This window comes from Streptomyces sp. UC4497 (assembly GCF_054871485.1).
This window is the reverse complement of the sequence record NZ_JBTYHB010000031.1, coordinates 60,563-78,790: the sequence shown is the minus strand read 5'-3', so window position 1 is coordinate 78,790 and position 18,228 is coordinate 60,563. Positions and strand designations below refer to the sequence as shown.

Sequence of the window (18,228 nt, the reverse complement as noted above, 5' to 3'; positions counted from 1 at the left end):
TGGCGGTTGGACGCGATGGCGTCACGGCGCCTCCAGGAGTTCCCCGGCGCCCCCTGGAAGGGGTTGTTCCGGATCGTCGTAGAACAGGGCGATGCCGTCGGCCCAGTACGCCTCCGTGTGGCTGGCCAGGAGCTTTCTGCGCAACTCGTGGACGCGCTCCGGGAGATGCCGCGCCCCGCGCGCGTCGGCCACCGTGACGGCGGCGCCCCGGTGGAACTCGCCGCACACCGCCGCCGAGCGGGCCGGGCCGCGGCGCCACAGGGCGACACCGAAGCCGCCCAGCAGCACCCGGGCCAGCGCCTCGGTGTCGTCCTCGTACCGATGCTCTCCATAGCGACACATCACTGGTACGGATCCGGGCGACAGATTGCGCAACTCGAAGCTCTCCGGCACCGGCCTGGGCACCCCGTCGTCGCAGTCGAGTATCTCGGCCCTGGCACCGTGCGCGTGCAGCCAGCGCCAGCGGTCCGCGCGGTCCGCGTCCGACTCGGGCGGGGCCGGGGCGAAGGCCTCGAACCCCGGCTCGCCGGGTAGCCGGTCCCGGTCGCCGCAGCGCAGCACGACGGGTCCTCGCACGCCCAGCGGCGGTTCGTCCGGCCGCAGCCGCCAGCCGTCCACCGGCAGGTCGAGGCGGGTGTGCGGGAGCACCACCTGGAGGATCGCGGGCCAGCCCGGCTCGTCGCACTGCCGGAAGGCCTCCGCCAGGGGCGCGGCGAGCCGCTCCGGGAGGGCGTCGGTCGGGGTGCGCTCCTCCTGCCGCACGCAGTCGCGCGCGCCGCCCGGCCGGGTCACGTACACCTGCCAGTCCCAGTGGTCCCGCTCCCAGCCGCGCTCGACGAGTTCGAGCAGCGCGGCGGGCCGGGCCGACCGGTCGGGGGCGGGCTCGGGCGCCGTACCTGGTGGTTTGCGCTGCCTCAGGCGCTCGATGCGCTGCTTCTCGATGCGGCGCCTGCGCGCGCCGTCGAGCCGGCCCTCCCCGGCCTGCCGCACCCACTCCCACAGGGCCGCCTCGGCGCCCGCCGTGCCCGGTGTGACGAAGGGGCGCTCGGCCGACAGGACCCGCATCGCGTAGTCGAGTACAAGCCCGCGCACGCCCTCGTCGTGCGCGCCCTCGTACAGGGCCCCGAGTCCGTCCCGCCAGCCGCGCGGCGAAGGCAGCGGGGCGCTCCCCTCGAACTCCGGGAGCGACTCCATGATGTCGAGCAGACCGCGGGTGCTGACCGGGGGCGGCAGGTCCGCGAGCCGGCCGAGCAACTGGACGCGCTCGCCCGCGGTGAGCGTCCGCCCCGGCCGCGCGCCGAGCCGGCTCTGCACATCGGCCCAGGTGTTCCGGGCGGGCTGCGACTGCCGCTGGCGGTCCCGGTGGTAGCGGTCGTGGGCGTGGCAGACCGACTGGTAGAGGTCGTCGTGCTCGACCCGCACCGCCTGCCCCGGCACCGGCGCGGGCAGCGTGCGCAGCTGCTCGATCCCGATGGACGTGCCGCCCCGCCCGTGGTCCGCCCGCGACTTCAGTACGCCGATGACCTCGCCGCGCACCGGGTCGACGACGGGGCCGCCCGAGATCCCGTACGGCAGGTCGTTCTCCCCGAGGCGCAGCTGCACGCCGGACGACCAGTCGCCGATGGTGCCCTTGACGGCGATCGGTCCGTCGAGGCGGCACACCTGTCCGTCCACCACGGTCCAGCCGGCGTAGAAGACCTCCCCCTCGCTGTAGTAGGAGGCGGGACGTTCCGCTACGTAGACGCACTCATGGTCGACGGGTTCGCGCAGCCGCACGAGGGCGAGGTCGGGGGCGGGCCACTTGCCGGGCACCGCCCGTTCGACACCCTCGGGGAGGGTCGCGACGACTTCCCCGGGTACGTGGGTCGTGCCGCGGCCAGGACCGCTCTCGTAGGCCACCGTCAGCTCGCCCCCTTCCCCGCCGCGTGCCACATGTGCGCAGGTCAACACCCAGTTCGGAGCGATGAAGAAGCCGCTCCCGACGAAGCTTCCGGGTTCGTCGGCTGCATACCCGGCCCCTGTGCGATGAATGCGCACGGTGGCCGCCATGACGAGTTCACGCAGTGCAAGGAGGGCGGCATCCCGCTTGCCCGATGCGCCCCCGTCGCGTTCTGGTGTCATGCTCCGGCCCCGGCGACGGTCGGGTCGGTTCCCCCGTGCGCCGGGGCGCCGGGGTACGCGCCGGGGTCCGGATTCTCCAGGTCCGGCGGTCCTTCGTTCCAGGTCAGCGTGACCTTGATGCCCGCCTTCGCCTCACCGTCCGCGAGCAGCCCGACGACCTTGCCCGCCTTGGCCGTCAGCTCGACTCCGAACTCGACGCTCACCTCGTCGGGGCGCACGGCGCGCAGCGGCCGCGCGAGGGAGCGCGCGACCCCCGTCACGAGCGCGTGCAGACTCTCGACGCTCGCCTCCACACGGTCCGTGATCCCGGTGTCGGAGTACGACAACTCCCCTTCGGTCACGCCCAGTTCATCGGCCGCACCGGATATCCGGGCCCACACCGGCGTCCCGTCCGGCAGTGCGATCCGCGCGACCCTGGTCACTTCCTGCCCCATACCGCTCCCCCGTTTCCCGTTCCCCGCGACCTGCCATGCGGGACAAGGGTCCTTCCCTGGATGAGCGGGAGCTACCCCTCGGGCAGGCTCCATGGTCGCCGGTCCCCATAGGCTTGGTGGGCAGTCACACCACGCCCGCGCGCCCGCGCGGGCCCCGCACGCAGGAGAAACAGCCCCATGTACTTCACGGACCGCGGCATCGAAGAGCTGGAGAAGCGGCGAGGCGAGGAGGAGGTCACCTTCGAGTGGCTCGCCGAGCAGCTGCGGACGTTCGTCGACCTCAACCCGGACTTCGAGGTCCCGGTGGAGCGACTCGCCACGTGGCTGGCGCGGCTGGACGACGAGGACGAGGACGACGAGTAGGTCCTGGGGCCTGCGGGTCGCGCGCGTCCTGTCGTACGTGAATCCGAGCGGCCCGTGGCCGGCCTTTCAAGCCCCTGCGGCGATTGAGCAGCGGGGTCCGGGGCGGAGCCCCGAGGCGTGGGGCGGAGGGCGTGCACCCTCCGGCCCCGCGCAATCAGCCACGGCCCGCGCGCAACCTCTCGTACGCGAATCCGAGCGCCCCGTGCAGCAGGAGCAGCGCCCCGGCGGTGGTCCAGCCGCCGCTGCGTCGCCGCAGGCCGTACGCGGTGAGCGGCAGCCCGGCCGCGAGCTGGGCGGCGGCGATGAGCCGCGCCCTGGGCCCGCGCATCCAGGGGCCGACGCCCGTGGCCTCCACGACATCGAGCTCGGCGTGCACGGCGTCCCGCCAGCCCGACCAGCTGATCTGCTGCACGTCCGGCTGGACCCGCGCGACCTCGCGCAGCCGGTCGGCCGGTTCGCCGGGGGTCAGTCCGGCGGGGAGGGCGAGTCCGGTGCCGGTGAGCACCGCGAGCAGGCCCAGCATGCGGGCACGCGCGTCGGCCGCACTGTCGCCGGTGTCGGGCTTCGCGAGGGCTTCGAGGGCCTGTAGGTCGAGTACGGGATCCAGGCCCAGGCGCGCCGCGAAGGTACGCAGCGCCTCGGCCTCGCCGACCGGCGTGCCGTTCGCCAGCCATTCGTAGCCGACGGGGCGGCGGAACCCGGAGGCCAGCGTGAACCCGCTGCGGTCGGCGTCCCACCACAGCGCGAGCACCGGCCAGGGCGCGCCGACGGCGAGCGCGCCCGCCCAGCCGCCGAGCACCCGGTCGACGGGTTCACCGCCGCCGTCCTCCATGGACAGCCACGGCTTCGCCTCGGGCACGAGGACGCTCCACTCACGTCCGGCGCGGGTGAGCAGCATCCGCTCGCGCAGCAGCTGGGCGGCGGGCCCGACGACGGACGGTTCGGCGCGGCAGAGCAGCAGCGCACCGGCGGGTTCGAGGGACGACATGGCTCCACGCTAGGGCAAGTCGGTGCATTCCCGCAGTAATTGGACGGCCTACCGGGCGTCGGGGCACGGACTTCCGCGACAGTCTTGACTTTCCTCATCCGCGATATATCGTGTTTGACAGAGGACGCGATATGGCGCGTTCACTCCCGTCCGTCGAGGAGGTCGCACCATGACCGAGTGGTCCGTCACGGAGCCGCAGAAGCTCGTTTTCGACGAGCCGGTGTCGGCCCTGCATGTACGCATCGTGAGTGGTGCGGTGAATGTGGTGGGGACGGCCGAGGGCCCGGCCCGCCTGGAGGTCTCGGAGATCGAGGGACCGCCCCTGCGCGTGACGCAGTCGGACGGCATCCTCACCGTCGCGTACGACGATCTGCCCTGGAAGGGCTTCCTCAAGTGGCTCGACCGCAAGGGCTGGAACCGCAGCGCGGTCGTCTCGCTCGCGGTGCCGGCGGACACCCGGGTCGAGGTCGGTGTGGTCGGCGCGGGCGCGGTGGTCTCGGGCACGGAGGGGCCGACGGAGGTGAAGGGCGTCACCGGTGACACAACACTCGTCGGCGTCACGGGCCCGGTGCGCACCAGCACGGTGTCCGGTGGCGTCGAGGCACAGGCGGTCACCGGCGACCTCCGGTTCAACTCGGTCTCCGGGGACCTGACCGTCGTGGACGGCTCGGGCTCCTTCGTGAAGGCGGACACGGTGAGCGGGTCGATGATCGTGGACCTGGACCCCGCGGGGCCCACGGACGTGAGCCTGACGAGCGTCTCCGGCGAGATCGCCATCCGCATCCCGCACCCGGCGGACACGGAGGTCGAGGCGAACACGGCGAGCGGAGCGGTCTCGAATGCCTTCGAGGACCTGCGGGTGGCGGGCTCCTGGGGCGCGCACAAGATCACCGGCCGCCTCGGCGCGGGCACCGGCAAACTGAAGGCGACGACGGTCTCCGGATCGATCGCCCTGCTGCGCAGGCCCCCTTCGGAGGAGACCCCGCGCCCTCCGGAGCCCTCGGACACCCCCGAGCCGGGGGACGCCGACCCCGCCGCCCCTGCCGCCCCCGCCGACAAGAAGGTGCTCTGACATGCCCCCCGTCTTCGCCCACGGCCGCCTGCGCCTCTACCTCCTGAAGCTGCTCGACGAGGCGCCGCGCCACGGGTACGAAGTGATCCGGCTGCTCGAAGAACGCTTCCAAGGTCTTTACGCACCCTCGGCCGGCACGGTCTACCCGCGCCTCGCCAAGCTGGAGTCAGAGGGCCTGGTCACGCACACCACGGAGGGCGGCCGGAAGGTCTACGCGATCACCGAGGCGGGCCGGGCCGAACTGGCGGACCGCAGCGGCGAGCTGGCCGACCTCGAGCTGGAGATCCGTGAGTCCGTGGCCGAGCTGGCAGCGGAGATCAGGGACGACGTGCGGGGAGCGGCGGGCGATCTGCGCCGCGAGGTGCGTGCCGCCGCGTCCCGGACCCGCACAGGGCCGGGTGACTTCCCCGACAAGGAGGCCTCGCAGGCCACCAAGGAGGAGGTGCGGCGCGCCAAGCACGAGTGGAAGGAGCAGGCGCGGCGCGCGAAGGACGAGAGCCGGCGGGCCCGCGAGGAGGCCCAGCGGGCGCGCCGCCAGGCCAAGGAGTCGCAGGAGCAGGTGCGGGCGCAGGCGGCGGAGGACTTCCAGCGCATGGCCAAGCGCGTCCAGGAGCAGGTGCAGGACCACTTCACGCGCGGCGACTGGCCGACGGGGGTGCGCGAGGGCCTCACGGAACTGGCCAAGGAATTCGGCGAGTTCGGCAAATCCTGGAGCAAGGACGCCGGGCCCAAGGCGCCGGCCGAGCCCCAGTACCGCCCGCCGAGCGGCGAGGTGCCGGCCGAGTACGTCCCGTCCTGGGCGACGGAGGACGACTCCACCAGCGGCGACCCGGCCCGCGACCTGGACCGCCTCCTGGACCGCTTCCGCGACGACATCCGCGACACGGCCCGCGACCACGGCGTCACGGACCCCCAACTCCGCGCCGCCCGCCACCACTTGTCGAAGGCAGCGGCCCACATCACGGCAACCCTCCGAACACCAAAGGCGTAGGCCCGGGCCAGGCACCGGTACGACGCCCCCGTCACCCACGCCACGGGGCTCCGCCCCGGACCCGGCTGCTCAATCGCCGCAGGGGCTGGAAATACCCACCCGCCGCAGGGATCGAATTGCCCCGCCCGCAGGCGATCGCCCGGCTCCCGCCCATCTCCCACCCACCCGCCCCCTCCGGGGGCATCGGCCCGACGGGGTGCCGCACCACGCCCTGGGCAATCCGCTGGCAGCAACGGCTCCCCACCCTCGGCGGTCGACGCCAACCGCCGTAGGCAATCCGCCACCAACCACGGCTCCCCACCCTTGGCGGTCGACGCCAACCGCCTTGGGCAATCTGCCGCCTGGGGCGGCAGGGTGGGCAAGGCGGCCCCCGGTGCCGCGCACCCATGACGACGGGCGCCGACCACGGACCAGCTCAAAAAGCCCCGCCGCCCCGCCCCCCCCTCACCACAGACGCCGACCCCGGCACGGCTCACACCCCGAGTACCCGCTCGATCCCCGCCACGGTCACCCCGTGCTCCGCCAGCACCTCTGAGGCGACCCCCGGCCGGGTAGCCAGCGCGAGCAGCACGTGCTCGTCACCGATCGCCCGGTCGTGATGAGCGACAGCGATACGCAGGGAGGACTCGAGCACCCCCTTCGCCTCACGGCTGAACGGCCGCCGCCCACCGACCCGCCGCCCACCGGTCAACACCCCCTCCCCATGGGCCTGTTCGACCCGCGCGACGACCTCCTCCACATCGATACCGATCCCCGCAAGCGCCTCCGCGTCGGCCCGCGAAAGCCCCGCCCTGCGCCGAACCCCCGCGAGCGCCCGCCCGATCGACGCCCGCCGCTCCTCCGTATCCGCACCGAGCGCCCCGAGCGCAAACGCGCCGCGCGTCCCACTCCCGCCACTCCCGTCGAGGAGCGCGAGCAGCATGTGCCCCTCGTCGACGCGCTCCGCGCGTTCCCGCTCGGCCTGGGCGACGGCCCCCTTCACCACGTCCCGGGCCCCCTGGGTGAACCTCTCGAACATCGTTCATCGCCTCCCGTACTTCTTGTGCACGGCCTGCCGGCTGACCCCGAGTTCGGCCGCGATCTCCTGCCACGACCAGCCCTGATTGCGCGCACTGCGCACCTGCACCGCTTCCAACTGCTCAAGGAGCCGCCGCAACGCGGCGACCGCCCGCAGCCCGACCCGCGGATCGCGGGCCCCCGCCTGCTCGGCGAGATCCGTCGCATCAGTCATGTTGTCAATGTAAGTTGACAGACGCTACGCGTCAACCACAGTTGACAACCTCCGGGCACCAAAAGGACAAGAAGGCAAGGAGGCAAGGAGGCAAGGAGGCACCAAAAGAAGGGGCGCCCCGGCAGACCACCGGCACGCCCCTCCCCTCGCGACGTCAGACGCTCAGCACGACCTTCCCGAACAGCTCGCCGCCGGCCATCTTCTGGAAGCCCTCGCGGGCCCGGTCCAGCGACAGCACCTCGTCGATCACCGGCCGGACACCCGTCGCGGCGCAGAAGGACAGCAGGTCCTCCAGCTCGTCCTTGGACCCCATGGTGGAGCCGACCACCTTGAGCTCGAGGAAGAAGATCCGGTTCAGCTCCGCGGCCGGCGGGTTCGGCCCGCTCGTCGCGCCCGAGATCACCAGCGTCCCGCCCGGCTTCAGCGACTTCACGGAGTGCGACCACGTCGCGGCACCCACCGTCTCGATCACCGCGTCGACGCGCTCCGGCAGCCGCGCACCGGTCTCGACGGCCTCGACCGCCCCCAGCTCCAGGGCTCGCTTGCGCTTCGCCTCGTCGCGGCTGGTCGCGAAGACCCGCAGCCCCGCCGCCTTGCCGAGCACGATCGCGGCCGTCGCGACCCCGCCGCCCGCGCCCTGCACGAGGACCGAGTCACCGGGACGTACGCCCGCGTTGGTGAAGAGCATCCGGTACGCGGTGAGCCACGCGGTCGGCAGGCACGCGGCCTCCTCGAACGACAACTCGCGAGGCTTGCGCAGCACGTTCCACTCGGGCACGGTGACCTGCTCGGCAAAGGTGCCCTGGTACTTCTCGGTGAGGATCGAGCGCTTCTCGCGGGGCCCGACCCCGTATCCGGTCTGGCCGATGACGGAGTGCAGGACGACCTCGTTGCCCTCGCTGTCGATCCCGGCGGCGTCGCAGCCGAGGATCATCGGCAGGGACTCCTCCCCCAGGCCGACTCCGCGCAGCGACCAGAGGTCGTGGTGGTTGAGGGATGCGGCCTTGACGTTCACGGTGGTCCAGCCGGGCCGGTTCTCGGGGGCGGGCCGCTCCCCCAACTCCAGGCCGTTCAGCGGCTGATCACGGTCGATTCGGGCTGCGTAGGCGGCGAACATGACCTTGACGATAGACGTCCCGCCAGGACCAAGGAACCTCCGCCACCTGTGACACACGTCCCGTAGCCAGGAACGCCCCACACACGGAAAAGGCCCCGCCAGAGGCGGGGCCTTTCACCAAGAAACAGCGGTCAGCGTCGGGCGACGCCCTCGGCCCGCGCGGCAGCGGCAACCGCCGCCGTGACCGCCGGCGCCACCCGCTCGTCGAACGGCGACGGGATCACGTACTCGGCGGACAGCTCGTCACCGACCACCGCGGCCAGCGCCTCGGCCGCCGCGATCTTCATCGTCTCGGTGATCCGGGAGGCCCGGACCTGGAGCGCGCCGGCGAAGATGCCGGGGAACGCGAGCACGTTGTTGATCTGGTTCGGGAAGTCCGAACGCCCGGTCGCCACGACAGCCGCGTACTTGTGCGCGATGTCGGGGTGCACCTCGGGGTTCGGGTTGGCCATCGCGAACACGAAGGAACCCGGCGCCATGGAGGCGACCGCAGGCTCGGGGACCGTACCGCCGGAGACGCCGATGTAGACGTCGGCGCCCGCGAGGGCGTCCTCGAGGGAGCCGGACAGGCCCGCCTTGTTGGTGATCTCGGCGAGCTCACGCTTGACCGGCGTGAGGTCCTCGCGGTCCCGGCTGACGATGCCCTTGCGGTCCGTGACCGCCACGTCGCCGAGGCCCGCCTCAAGGAGGAACTTCGCAATCGCGACGCCCGCCGCACCGGCGCCGGAGATCACGGCACGCAGCTCGCCGAGCGTCCGCCCGCTGAGCCGGGCCGCGTTCTTCAGGGCGGCCAGCGTCACGACGGCGGTGCCGTGCTGGTCGTCGTGGAAGACCGGGATGTCGAGGCGCTCCTGGAGCTTCTTCTCGATCTCGAAGCAGCGCGGGGCCGAGATGTCCTCGAGGTTCACGCCGCCGAAGGACGGGGCGAGGCGCACGACGGTGTCGACGATCTCGTCCACGTCGTTCGTCGAGAGCGCGAGCGGCACCGCGTCCACGCCACCGAACTGCTTGAAGAGAATGGCCTTGCCCTCCATCACCGGGAGGGAGGCCTCGGGACCGATGTCACCGAGTCCGAGAACGGCCGAACCGTCCGTCACGACGGCCACGACGCTCGACTTCCACGTGTAGTCGTGGACGAGCTCGGGCTGCTCGGCGATCGCGCTGCACACCTTCGCGACGCCGGGCGTGTACGCCAGGGACAGGTCGTCCTTGTCGCGGACCGGCACGGTGGCCTGCACGGCCATCTTGCCGCCACGGTGCAGCGCGAAAGCCGGATCGAAGGGCTCGTCGGAGCCCTCGTTGCCGGTACTCGCGTCGCTGCGAGGGTTGACGATCTCCGCTGCCACTTTTCTGACCCCTTAAGTCATGTTGCACAGGTTGAGGGTGGTTCCGTCCCTGATTGAGGGACGGGCGGGCACCGCGCACGCGCCGGACGGTCCTGTTGTGGGCCGCCCTGTGGGCACCTGCGCGACGGACGCGCCGCACGCGCGCCCTGAGCCCCGGATGAGGGGTGTAAGGATCCTTCTTACCTGACGGGCGGTGTCCGGGACGAGCCCGCCCGTGATCGATCACGCCCCGGTGACATGACTCATAGCCGAATATATGGACAAGTCCACAAGTCGATCGCCCAAAACGAGGGAAGTCCGCCCGAATGGTGAGACAGCGGGCGGTCCGCCGGAGGATCTCCGGTCGCGGGGTAAAAGTTCCGCAGATGCTGTAGGCCCCATGCACGCCGAAACCGGGGGTCGTTGGCACTCTTCAGTCACCCGTTATCCGATTTTGACATGGCTGACCTCCTGAATCGGTAAGTCCGAATGGCAAGATGCCTCATCACACGAGGTCGCGACACCCGAAGGTGTGTGCCAAGGCGACCAGCTCGGCAACTCCCACACCCGCCGGAGGAACCAACCATGACCGCAAGCACCACCCAGCGCACGACCGCGAAGTCCGCGAAGTCCCGGATAGCCGCGGTCGGCGCGATCGCGGTCGCCGGCGCTCTGCTGCTGACCGGCTGCGGTGACCAGACGAAGTCCGACGACAGCACCAAGTCCGGCTCCTCGTCCGCGCCGCTCGCGGACAAGCTCCCGAAGGAGATCCGCGACAAGGGCGTCATCCGGGTCGGCTCGGACATCGCGTACGCGCCCGTCGAGTTCAAGGACAAGTCCGGCAAGGCGATCGGCATCGACCCCGACCTCGCGAAGGCCATGGGCAAGCAGCTCGGCGTGAAGTTCGAGTTCCAGAACGCCACGTTCGACACCCTGGTCACGGGCCTGAAGTCGAACCGCTACGACCTCGCCATGTCGGCCATGACCGACACCAAGGACCGTCAGAACGGCGTCGACTCCGACACCGGCAAGAAGGTCGGCGACGGCGTCGACTTCGTCGACTACTTCAACGCGGGTGTCTCGATCTACACCCCGAAGGGCAAGACCCAGGGCATCAAGACCTGGGACGACCTCTGCGGCAAGAAGATCGTCGTGCAGCGCGGCACCGTCTCCCACGACCTCGCCAAGTCGCAGGCCAAGGAGTGCAAGGGCGGCAAGAAGCTCGGCATCCAGTCCTTCGACGACGACCAGCAGGCGCAGACCCGGCTGCGCTCCGGCGGCGCGGACGCCGGCTCCTCCGACTTCCCGGTCGCCGCGTACGCGGTGAAGACCGCGGGCGGCGGCAAGGACTTCGAGCTCGTCGGCGACCAGGTCGAGGCCGCCCCGTACGGCATCGCGGTCTCCAAGGACCAGAAGCAGCTTCGCGACGCCATCAAGGCCGCGATGGACGCGATCATCAAGAACGGCGAGTACGACAAGGTCATCGCCAAGTGGGGCGTCGAGGCGGGTGCCGTGAAGTCGGCGACCGTCAACGGCGGCAAGTGACCGCGCGTTCCACGTCATTGACCGCGCGGCTCACGTCATGGACGTCCGCGACGTCGTGAAAGGCAACATCCGTGTCTGTTGACATAGACAAGACGGGCGGCGGCCCCCAGGACACGCCGCCGCCCGCGGCCCGGCCGGAAGCCATCAAGGCGATTCCGGTGCGGCACTACGGGCGGTATCTCTCGGCGTTCATCGCCGTCGCCCTGCTGGCCCTGATCGTGTACGCCTTCGGCCAGGGCAAGATCAACTGGGGCACCATCCCGGAGTTCTTCTTCGACGAGCGGATCGTCACCGGCGCGCTGAAGACGCTGCTCCTCACGGTCCTCGCGATGGTGATCGGCATCGTCGGCGGCATCGTGCTCGCCGTGATGCGGCTGTCGAAGAACCCGGTGACCAGCTCCATCTCCTGGTTCTACATCTGGTTCTTCCGCGGCACCCCGGTCCTGGTCCAGCTGTTCATCTGGTTCAACCTGGGCCTGGTCTTCGAGTACATCAACCTCGGGCCGATCTACAAGGACTACTGGTCGTCCTTCATGACGCCGTTCCTGACGGCGCTGCTCGGCTTCGGTCTCAACGAGGCCGCGTACATGGCGGAGATCTGCCGTGCAGGGCTCCAGTCGGTCGACGAGGGCCAGACCGAGGCCTCGCACGCGCTCGGCATGAGCCACGGCAAGACGCTGCGCCGCGTGATCATCCCGCAGGCGATGCGCGTGATCGTGCCGCCCACGGGCAACGAAGTCATCAACATGCTGAAGACGACGTCCCTGGTGTCGATGGTGCAGTTCGTCGAGCTGTTCCGGGCCGCCCAGGACATCGGCCAGCAGTCCGGTTCGCCGGTGGAGATGTTCTTCCTCGCCGCCGCCTGGTACCTGATCATGACCTCGATCCTCAGCGTCGGCCAGTACTACATCGAGCGCTACTACGCCCGCGGCACCAGCCGCCAACTGGCGGCCACGCCCTGGCAGAAGGTACGCGGAACCCTGATCTCCCTGGGCCGCCCGAACGGAGGCATGGCATGAGCGAGGCCATGGTCAAGGCCGAACAGGTCCACAAGTCCTTCGGCCACGTCGAGGTCCTCAAGGGCATCGACCTGGAGGTCAAGCAGGGCGAGGTCTTCTGCCTCATCGGCCCCTCCGGCTCCGGCAAGTCGACGTTCCTGCGCTGCATCAACCACCTGGAGAAGGTCAACGCCGGGCGGCTGTACGTCGACGGAAGCCTGGTCGGCTACCGGCAGCAGGGCGACAAGCTGTACGAGCTGCGGGACCGGGAGGTCGCACAGCAGCGCCGGGACATCGGCATGGTGTTCCAGCGCTTCAACCTCTTCCCGCACATGACGGCCGTCGAGAACGTCATGGAGGCGCCCGTCCAGGTCAAGAAGCAGTCGAGGTCCGAGGCCCGTACGCGCGCCAAGGAGCTGCTCGAGCGGGTCGGCCTCGCCGACAAGGCCGACAGCTACCCCTCGCAGCTCTCCGGCGGCCAGCAGCAGCGCGTGGCGATCGCCCGCGCGCTGGCGATGGAACCGAAGCTGATGCTCTTCGACGAGCCGACGTCCGCGCTCGACCCGGAGCTGGTCGGCGAGGTCCTCGACGTCATGCGCGACCTCGCGGAGTCCGGCATGACGATGATCGTCGTCACCCACGAGATGGGCTTCGCCCGCGAGGTCGGCGACAGCCTCGTCTTCATGGACGACGGCGTGGTCGTCGAATCCGGCGACCCCCGCGAGGTCCTCACCAACCCCCAACAGGAACGCACCCAGTCCTTCCTGTCGAAGGTGCTGTAGGCATTTAGAGCCCCTGCGGCGATTGAGCAGGCCTTTCGGCGGCGAGTGAGCAAATCAAGCCCCTGCGGCGGGTGAGCCATTCAAGCCCCTGCGGCGATTGAGCAGCGGGGTCCGGGGCAGAGCCCCGCGACCTCGACGCCGTCGCCGCGGGGGCTTACTTCACGCCCAACACCATCGCGTCGGACGGCGAACACCACACCGCCCGCGCCTCCCCGAACCCGCCCCCGCGCAGCGCCTCCGCATGCCACGCCACCGACGGCGTATCCCCATCCGCATGCTCACCAAAGATCTCGAACCGCTCGGCCGTGGGCCCGCCCAGCACCGGATCCGCGGCGGCAATCTCCCACCACGCGGCCCAGTCCACCGCCCCGTCCCCCTTGGCGGCAGCCATCCGCGCATGCCGCAACGCCCGCTCCGCCGCATTGATCCGCGGCGTCGTCTGGTCGATCATGTGGTCCGCGTTCATGAACACGCCGCCGTCGCGGACGAGCCCGGCGACCTGACCGTAGAGCGTCGCGAGAGGTTCGGAGTGCAGCCAGTGCAGGGCGGTGGCGGTGAGCACCGCGTCGTACGAGTCATGCGGCAGCGCCTCGGTCCACCGCGGGTCCTTGAGGTCGGCGGTCACGAACCGAACCCGCTCGTCCCCCTCGAACGTGCCCCGCGCGATGGCCAGCAGCGCCGGATCGAGGTCGACCCCCACACTCGTGGCGCCGGGGAACCGGTTCAGCAGCCGGTCCGTGATACTCCCCGTACCGCACGCGAGGTCGAGCACCCGGGGCGTGGACCCGACAAACGCCTCGACCATGTCGAGCATCACCCGGAACCGCTCCTCGCGGTCGGGCATGTACCACTCCTGTTGCCTGTCCCAGCTCTCCTGCCAGGCCCGCCAGTCGGTGGTACGAGTGTTGGCAGCGGTCTCGGCCATGAAGCCCTCCCACGATCCCCTGTAATACCCTGACAGCGCGAGCAAGTATTACCCTCGCTCGACAAGACGATAGAGCGCCCCGGTAAGGACTACAAGTGGAACTGGCCTATTACTCGGACTACGCCGTGCGCCTCGTCAACACCGAGGAGCCGAATCGCGGCAAGGACTCCCTGACGTCGGTGGAGGCGGTGCGCGAGCTCTTCGGCACCAACAAGGAGGCGGCCCGCCGCGCCACGGACGCCGATCTGACCCGCTTCAGGGGCGTACGAGGACGGCTGCGCGCGGTGTTCGAGGCGGCCGACGGGGGCGACGAGGAACTCGCGGTGAACCTGTTGAACTCACTGCTCCTGGAGTTCCCGGTGAGCCCGCAGATCTCCGGCCACAACCACCGCGACGACGACGGCCGCCCGCTGTGGCACCTGCACCTGTCCGACCACCCGTCGAACGCGACGGCCGGCTACGCCGCCATCGCCGCGATGGGCCTCGCCTTCCACCTCACCGAGTACGGCGTCGACCGCCTCGGCCTGTGCGAGGCGACGCCCTGCCGCAATGCCTACCTGGACACGTCCACGAACCGCTCCCGGCGCTACTGCTCGGACCGCTGCGCGACCCGCGCCAACGTCGCCGCCTACCGGGCCCGCAAGCGCTTGGAGGCCGACCGTCCCGACCGGTCCCCCAGCACGGGACGTACCGCCGAGAAGACCCAGGACAGCACCGCCGTCACCGAGCGCTGACCCTCACCCTCGACCCACGGCTTACGGCGCCGCAGCCTGCCGCGCACCTTCGCGAGCACCAGCTCGTCCGGCACCACCCCGTACACCGTGCTGTCGCCCCCGGCGCCCGGATTGTCGCCGAGCACCCACCAGCCGCCCTCGCGCCGCTCGGCGATCCGCTTCACCACCAGCAGATCCTGCTGGAAGGGGTGGCGCAGGACGATCACGTCGCCCGCCCGCACCCGCGCGCCGTGCTGCACCAGCATCCAGTCACCGGGGTACAGCGTCGGGACCATGGAGGGCCCCTCCACCTCGATGATCTGAAACGGCACCTTCGCCTCGCGCATCTCCTCGATCGCCTCGGGCATCAGAAAACCTCCCCGGTTCCCACCACTGCTCCCGCCGGCCCGTAGGACCTGGCCCGGTGCCCTTAGGGTCCCATCCTCCACCAGACGCACGGGTCTGGGTCTCACCCCGGACTTTTGTCCTAAGCCGCCGGGGGCACCCGAGAAAAGCCGTTGCTCACGGAGTAATGTCGCACCCGAGAAGACGATCACGAGGAAGGAACAGCTACATGCTTTCCCGCCTGTTCGCCCCCAAGGTGAAGGCCAGCGCTCACTGCGACCTCCCCTGCGGCGTGTACGACCCGGCCCAGGCCCGCATCGAGGCCGAGTCGGTCAAGGCCGTCCAGGAAAAGATGGCCGGTAACGACGACCCGCAGTTCCAGACGCGTGCCATCGGCATCAAGGAGCAGCGCGCCGAGCTCGCGAAGCACCACGTCTCGGTGCTGTGGAGCGACTACTTCAAGCCGCCGCACTTCGAGAAGTACCCGGAGCTGCACCAGCTGGTCAACGACACCCTGAAGGCCCTCTCGGCCGCCAAGGGCTCGTCGGACCCGGCCACGGGCCAGAAGGCTCTGGACTACATCGCCCAGATCGACAAGATCTTCTGGGAGACCAAGAAGGCCTGACCCAGGCCCTGTTCACATCGGCGACCGGCGGGCGGTGCACCCCCGCGGGTCCGTGAACCTCTGAAGGGGCCCGGCCCAGCGGTACTGCCGCTCGGCCGGGCCCCTTCGGCATCCCCCGAAGCGCCGCGCTCCCCCGGCGTCACCCCTTTGCACCATCAGGAGTCCCTTCTTGTCCCCGCGCCGCCCCCGCGTCCTCTACGTCACCGATCTCGCGTATCCCGCCCGGGGGCGCCGGTACTGCGACGAGGACATCCACCTCACCTCCCGGCTGCGCTCCGCGTTCGACCTCGCCCTGTGCCACCCCCTGGACGCGACCGCGCTCATGGACGGCTTCGACGCCGTCGTGGTCCGCAACAGCGGCCCGGTGCTCGGCTACCAGAAGGCGTACGACGAGTTCCGCGCGCGGGCGCTTGAGCGCGGCACGAACGTCTACAACCCGTTGACCGGGCGCGCCGACATGGCCGGCAAGCAGTACCTCCTGGACCTGACCACGGCCGGGTATCCGGTCATCCCGACGGTCGACCGGGCGGCGGACCTGGGCCGGCTGCCGGAGGCCGACACGTACATCGCGAAGCCGAAGCTGGGCGCGGACTCGATAGGGCTGCGCGTCGTCCCCGCCGCCGACCTCGCGGAACTCCCGTACGGGGACGGCCTGCTGGTACAGCCGCGCATCGACTTCCAGTACGAGGTCTCGTTCTACTTCGTCGACGACCAGCTGCTCTACGCCCTGTACGCGCCCGATCCGGCGCGCCGCTGGGAGCTGCGCCCGTACGAACCGACCGCTGCGGACCGGGATTTCGCCCGCTCCTTCGTCGAGTGGAACACGCTCCCGCACGGCATCCAGCGCGTCGACGCCTGCCGCGCCCCGGACGGCGAGCTGCTCCTGGTGGAGCTGGAGGACCTCAACCCGTACCTCTCGCTCGACCTGGTGGACGAGGCGACGCGGGAGGCGTTCGTGACCGCGATGGAGGCCTCGGTACGAGCTAGCGTCTGAGGCGGAGACACCACTGAGGCACCCGCGGAAGGCACCACCCACCCAGGGAGTTCACTCATGAGCAGCACCGACCCGTCCGCCGCAGGCCCCGTCGTCGCCGTGCTCGGCACCGGCACCATGGGCGCGCCGATGGCCCGCAATCTGGCGCGCGCCGGGTTCACCGTGCGGGCCTGGAACCGGACCCGTACGAAGGCCGAGCCGCTGGCGGCGGACGGCGTGACGGTCGCGGACAGCGCGTCCGACGCGGTCCGGGACGCCGATGTCGTCGTGACCGTCCTGCCCGACGGGCCGCGCACCCTGGACGTCGTCCGGGAGGCCACACCGAAGCCCGGCACCGTCTGGGTGCAGTCCGGAACCGTGGGCGAGGACATCGACGAGCTCGCCGAGTACGCGGCCCGCGCCGGGCTCCTACTGGTCGACGCGCCCGTGCTGGGCACGCGGCAGCCCGCCGAGCAGGGCACGCTGACCGTGCTCGCGGCCGGCGCCGACACCACGCGCGCGAGCGCCCAGCCGATCTTCGACGCCATCGGCTCCCGCACGCTGTGGGTCGGCGACGGCAGTCCGGGCGCGGCCAGCCGCCTCAAGCTCGCCCTCAACTCCTGGGTGCTCGCGCTGACCACGGGCGTCGGCGAGGCCCTCGCCCTGGCCCAGGGGCTCGGCGTGGACGCGAACGACCTGGTGGCCGCCGTCACCGGCGGCCCCCTGGACAGCGGCTACTTCCAGTCCAAGTCCGCGGCCATCCGCGGCGACGACTACACCCCCAGCTTCTCCGTGGACAACGCGGCGAAGGACGCGGGCCTGGTACTGGCCGCGGCCGAACGCGCGGGCATCCGCGTGGACGCGGTGGCAGCCGCCCACGCCCGCTTCCAACGCGCGTCCGAACAGGGCCACGGCGAGGACGACATGGCGGCGACATACTTCGCCAGCTTCCCCGACGCCTGACCGAGTACCTGCCCACGTCGGCCTGGTCACGGCTGCCCGCTCACAGCGGTGTCAGCCCGCAGCGGGCTCTCGCCACATGGGCCAGACCGTCGGGCCGTCCGGCAGTTCGATCGCCGTGCCGGTGAAGGCGAAACCGAGCCGTTCGTACAGCTCCCGGCTGCGTGGGTTGCTGGCCTCCAGGTAGGCGGGCAGCCCCTCGCGGTCGCAGCGCTCGAGCACCGGCGCCATCAGCGCGGTCCCCAGGCCCTGGCCCTGCCGCTCGGGCGTGACGCCGATCATCCACAGGTAGGCGTGCGCCCGGCCCACGGGGTGCGCCTGCTCCGTCCACCGGGCTATCTGCTCCACCCGTATGTTGTCGGGGTCGACGGCCGCCCGCACCTGCGCGGGCACGTCCTCGTCCCCCTCGTCCTCCGGCTCGGCCGGCATGTCCACCCACAGGGCGACGGCCGAACCGTCCTCGGTGAGATCCACGTGTCCGTCCGCGAACGTCGCATCCGCGAACACCGCCATGAGCCCGGCGTGCCGCTCCCGGCGCTGCTGCTCACCGGGAAACACCCAGCCGCTGACCGGGTCGTCCATGAACGCCTCGTCGAGCAGCCGCACCACGAGATCCCGGTCCGCCTCCCCCGCACGCCTGATACCCACACCCATCGGTCTCGCCCCTCGCCCAACCAGCTTGTCCTGCACGGCCGTTGGCACTCTAAGCGATCACTCCCG

The 18,228-nt window shown here is 70.9% G+C and carries 19 protein-coding genes and 2 pseudogenes; 11 read left to right on the top strand and 10 right to left on the bottom strand.

Annotation, left to right across the window (positions count from 1 at the left end):
- Window positions 1–21: 21 nt before the first annotated feature.
- Window positions 22–2,121 (bottom strand): VMAP-C domain-containing protein, encoded by a 2,100-nt coding sequence (locus ACYSUO_RS32120; RefSeq protein WP_461779718.1) that lies wholly within the window; start codon window positions 2,119–2,121, stop codon window positions 22–24.
- The gene (locus ACYSUO_RS32115) at window positions 2,118–2,555 is read right to left on the bottom strand and encodes a CU044_2847 family protein (protein ID WP_461779717.1); all 438 of its coding nucleotides are present in this window, start codon (window positions 2,553–2,555) and stop codon (window positions 2,118–2,120) included. Before ACYSUO_RS32115 ends, ACYSUO_RS32120 begins: the two co-directional genes overlap by 4 nt.
- Window positions 2,556–2,732: 177 nt before the next feature.
- Between ACYSUO_RS32115 and ACYSUO_RS32110 the strand changes: the two genes are divergently transcribed.
- Window positions 2,733–2,918: a DUF6104 family protein gene (locus tag ACYSUO_RS32110; RefSeq protein ID WP_007266501.1), complete on the top strand. Its 186-nt coding sequence runs from the start codon at window positions 2,733–2,735 to the stop codon at window positions 2,916–2,918.
- Window positions 2,919–3,072: 154 nt separating this feature from the next.
- Here ACYSUO_RS32110 and ACYSUO_RS32105 read toward each other — a convergent pair whose 3' ends face one another.
- Window positions 3,073–3,906, bottom strand: a complete 834-nt coding sequence (locus tag ACYSUO_RS32105; protein WP_461779716.1) for a hypothetical protein — start codon at window positions 3,904–3,906, stop codon at window positions 3,073–3,075.
- A gap of 169 nt (window positions 3,907–4,075) precedes the next feature.
- On the opposite strand from ACYSUO_RS32105, the gene ACYSUO_RS32100 reads away from it, so the two are divergent.
- From ACYSUO_RS32100 to ACYSUO_RS32090, 3 genes and pseudogenes are all read left to right on the top strand, one after another.
- Complete coding sequence (locus ACYSUO_RS32100; protein WP_461779715.1) at window positions 4,076–4,978, top strand: DUF4097 family beta strand repeat-containing protein; 903 nt, start codon at window positions 4,076–4,078, stop codon at window positions 4,976–4,978.
- A gap of 1 nt (window position 4,979) precedes the next feature.
- Window positions 4,980–5,165, top strand: a pseudogene (locus ACYSUO_RS32095) (PadR family transcriptional regulator); the annotation flags it as partial.
- A gap of 585 nt (window positions 5,166–5,750) precedes the next feature.
- Window positions 5,751–5,876: pseudogene (locus ACYSUO_RS32090) on the top strand (PadR family transcriptional regulator); the annotation flags it as partial.
- A 565-nt stretch (window positions 5,877–6,441) separates the two neighbouring features.
- Here the strand turns inward: ACYSUO_RS32090 and ACYSUO_RS32085 are convergent.
- The 4 genes from ACYSUO_RS32085 to ACYSUO_RS32070 all read right to left on the bottom strand — a co-directional run bounded on the left by ACYSUO_RS32085 (window position 6,442) and on the right by ACYSUO_RS32070 (window position 9,663).
- Entirely contained in the window at window positions 6,442–6,987 is a 546-nt protein-coding gene (locus ACYSUO_RS32085; protein ID WP_461779714.1) for a Clp protease N-terminal domain-containing protein, read from the bottom strand.
- A gap of 3 nt (window positions 6,988–6,990) precedes the next feature.
- Complete coding sequence (locus ACYSUO_RS32080) at window positions 6,991–7,200, bottom strand: helix-turn-helix domain-containing protein (RefSeq protein WP_267069270.1); 210 nt, start codon at window positions 7,198–7,200, stop codon at window positions 6,991–6,993.
- A 154-nt stretch (window positions 7,201–7,354) separates the two neighbouring features.
- Window positions 7,355–8,317, bottom strand: coding sequence for a zinc-binding dehydrogenase (locus tag ACYSUO_RS32075; RefSeq protein WP_461779713.1), 963 nt, complete (start codon window positions 8,315–8,317; stop codon window positions 7,355–7,357).
- A 131-nt stretch (window positions 8,318–8,448) separates the two neighbouring features.
- Window positions 8,449–9,663 carry an NAD(P)-dependent malic enzyme gene (locus ACYSUO_RS32070; RefSeq protein ID WP_267069272.1) on the bottom strand — a complete coding sequence of 405 codons (1,215 nt, stop codon included), beginning with the start codon at window positions 9,661–9,663 and terminating at the stop codon, window positions 8,449–8,451.
- Window positions 9,664–10,227: 564 nt separating this feature from the next.
- Between ACYSUO_RS32070 and ACYSUO_RS32065 the strand changes: the two genes are divergently transcribed.
- The 3 genes from ACYSUO_RS32065 to ACYSUO_RS32055 all read left to right on the top strand — a co-directional run bounded on the left by ACYSUO_RS32065 (window position 10,228) and on the right by ACYSUO_RS32055 (window position 12,967).
- Window positions 10,228–11,187 (top strand): ABC transporter substrate-binding protein, encoded by a 960-nt coding sequence (locus ACYSUO_RS32065; RefSeq protein WP_461779712.1) that lies wholly within the window; start codon window positions 10,228–10,230, stop codon window positions 11,185–11,187.
- Window positions 11,188–11,258: 71 nt separating this feature from the next.
- The gene (locus ACYSUO_RS32060; RefSeq protein WP_461779711.1) at window positions 11,259–12,206 is read left to right on the top strand and encodes an amino acid ABC transporter permease; all 948 of its coding nucleotides are present in this window, start codon (window positions 11,259–11,261) and stop codon (window positions 12,204–12,206) included.
- An 8-nt stretch (window positions 12,207–12,214) separates the two neighbouring features.
- Window positions 12,215–12,967, top strand: a complete 753-nt coding sequence (locus ACYSUO_RS32055) for an amino acid ABC transporter ATP-binding protein (protein ID WP_461779733.1) — start codon at window positions 12,215–12,217, stop codon at window positions 12,965–12,967.
- 154 nt (window positions 12,968–13,121) lie between these two features.
- Here the strand turns inward: ACYSUO_RS32055 and ACYSUO_RS32050 are convergent, their stop codons facing one another.
- A complete protein-coding gene (locus ACYSUO_RS32050; protein ID WP_461779710.1) occupies window positions 13,122–13,892 on the bottom strand; it encodes a class I SAM-dependent methyltransferase in 771 nt (256 codons plus the stop codon).
- A 95-nt stretch (window positions 13,893–13,987) separates the two neighbouring features.
- Here ACYSUO_RS32050 and ACYSUO_RS32045 point away from each other — a divergent pair, with 95 nt between their 5' ends.
- Entirely contained in the window at window positions 13,988–14,626 is a 639-nt protein-coding gene (locus ACYSUO_RS32045) for a CGNR zinc finger domain-containing protein (protein ID WP_461779709.1), read from the top strand.
- Here ACYSUO_RS32045 and sodX read toward each other — a convergent pair.
- Window positions 14,521–14,973, bottom strand: coding sequence for a nickel-type superoxide dismutase maturation protease (gene sodX, locus ACYSUO_RS32040; RefSeq protein ID WP_461779708.1), 453 nt, complete (start codon window positions 14,971–14,973; stop codon window positions 14,521–14,523). The two genes, ACYSUO_RS32045 and sodX, sit on opposite strands and share 106 nt — an antisense overlap.
- Window positions 14,974–15,179: 206 nt before the next feature.
- Here sodX and sodN point away from each other — a divergent pair, with 206 nt between their 5' ends.
- From sodN to ACYSUO_RS32025, 3 genes are all read left to right on the top strand, one after another.
- Complete coding sequence (sodN, locus tag ACYSUO_RS32035; RefSeq protein ID WP_306323441.1) at window positions 15,180–15,575, top strand: superoxide dismutase, Ni; 396 nt, start codon at window positions 15,180–15,182, stop codon at window positions 15,573–15,575.
- A gap of 169 nt (window positions 15,576–15,744) precedes the next feature.
- Window positions 15,745–16,569 carry an ATP-grasp domain-containing protein gene (locus ACYSUO_RS32030; protein ID WP_461779707.1) on the top strand — a complete coding sequence of 275 codons (825 nt, stop codon included), beginning with the start codon at window positions 15,745–15,747 and terminating at the stop codon, window positions 16,567–16,569.
- A 57-nt stretch (window positions 16,570–16,626) separates the two neighbouring features.
- Window positions 16,627–17,511 (top strand): NAD(P)-dependent oxidoreductase, encoded by an 885-nt coding sequence (locus ACYSUO_RS32025; RefSeq protein WP_461779706.1) that lies wholly within the window; start codon window positions 16,627–16,629, stop codon window positions 17,509–17,511.
- A 51-nt stretch (window positions 17,512–17,562) separates the two neighbouring features.
- On the opposite strand, the gene ACYSUO_RS32020 is transcribed toward ACYSUO_RS32025, so the two are convergent.
- Complete coding sequence (locus tag ACYSUO_RS32020; protein ID WP_461779705.1) at window positions 17,563–18,162, bottom strand: GNAT family N-acetyltransferase; 600 nt, start codon at window positions 18,160–18,162, stop codon at window positions 17,563–17,565.
- Window positions 18,163–18,228: the final 66 nt, after the last annotated feature.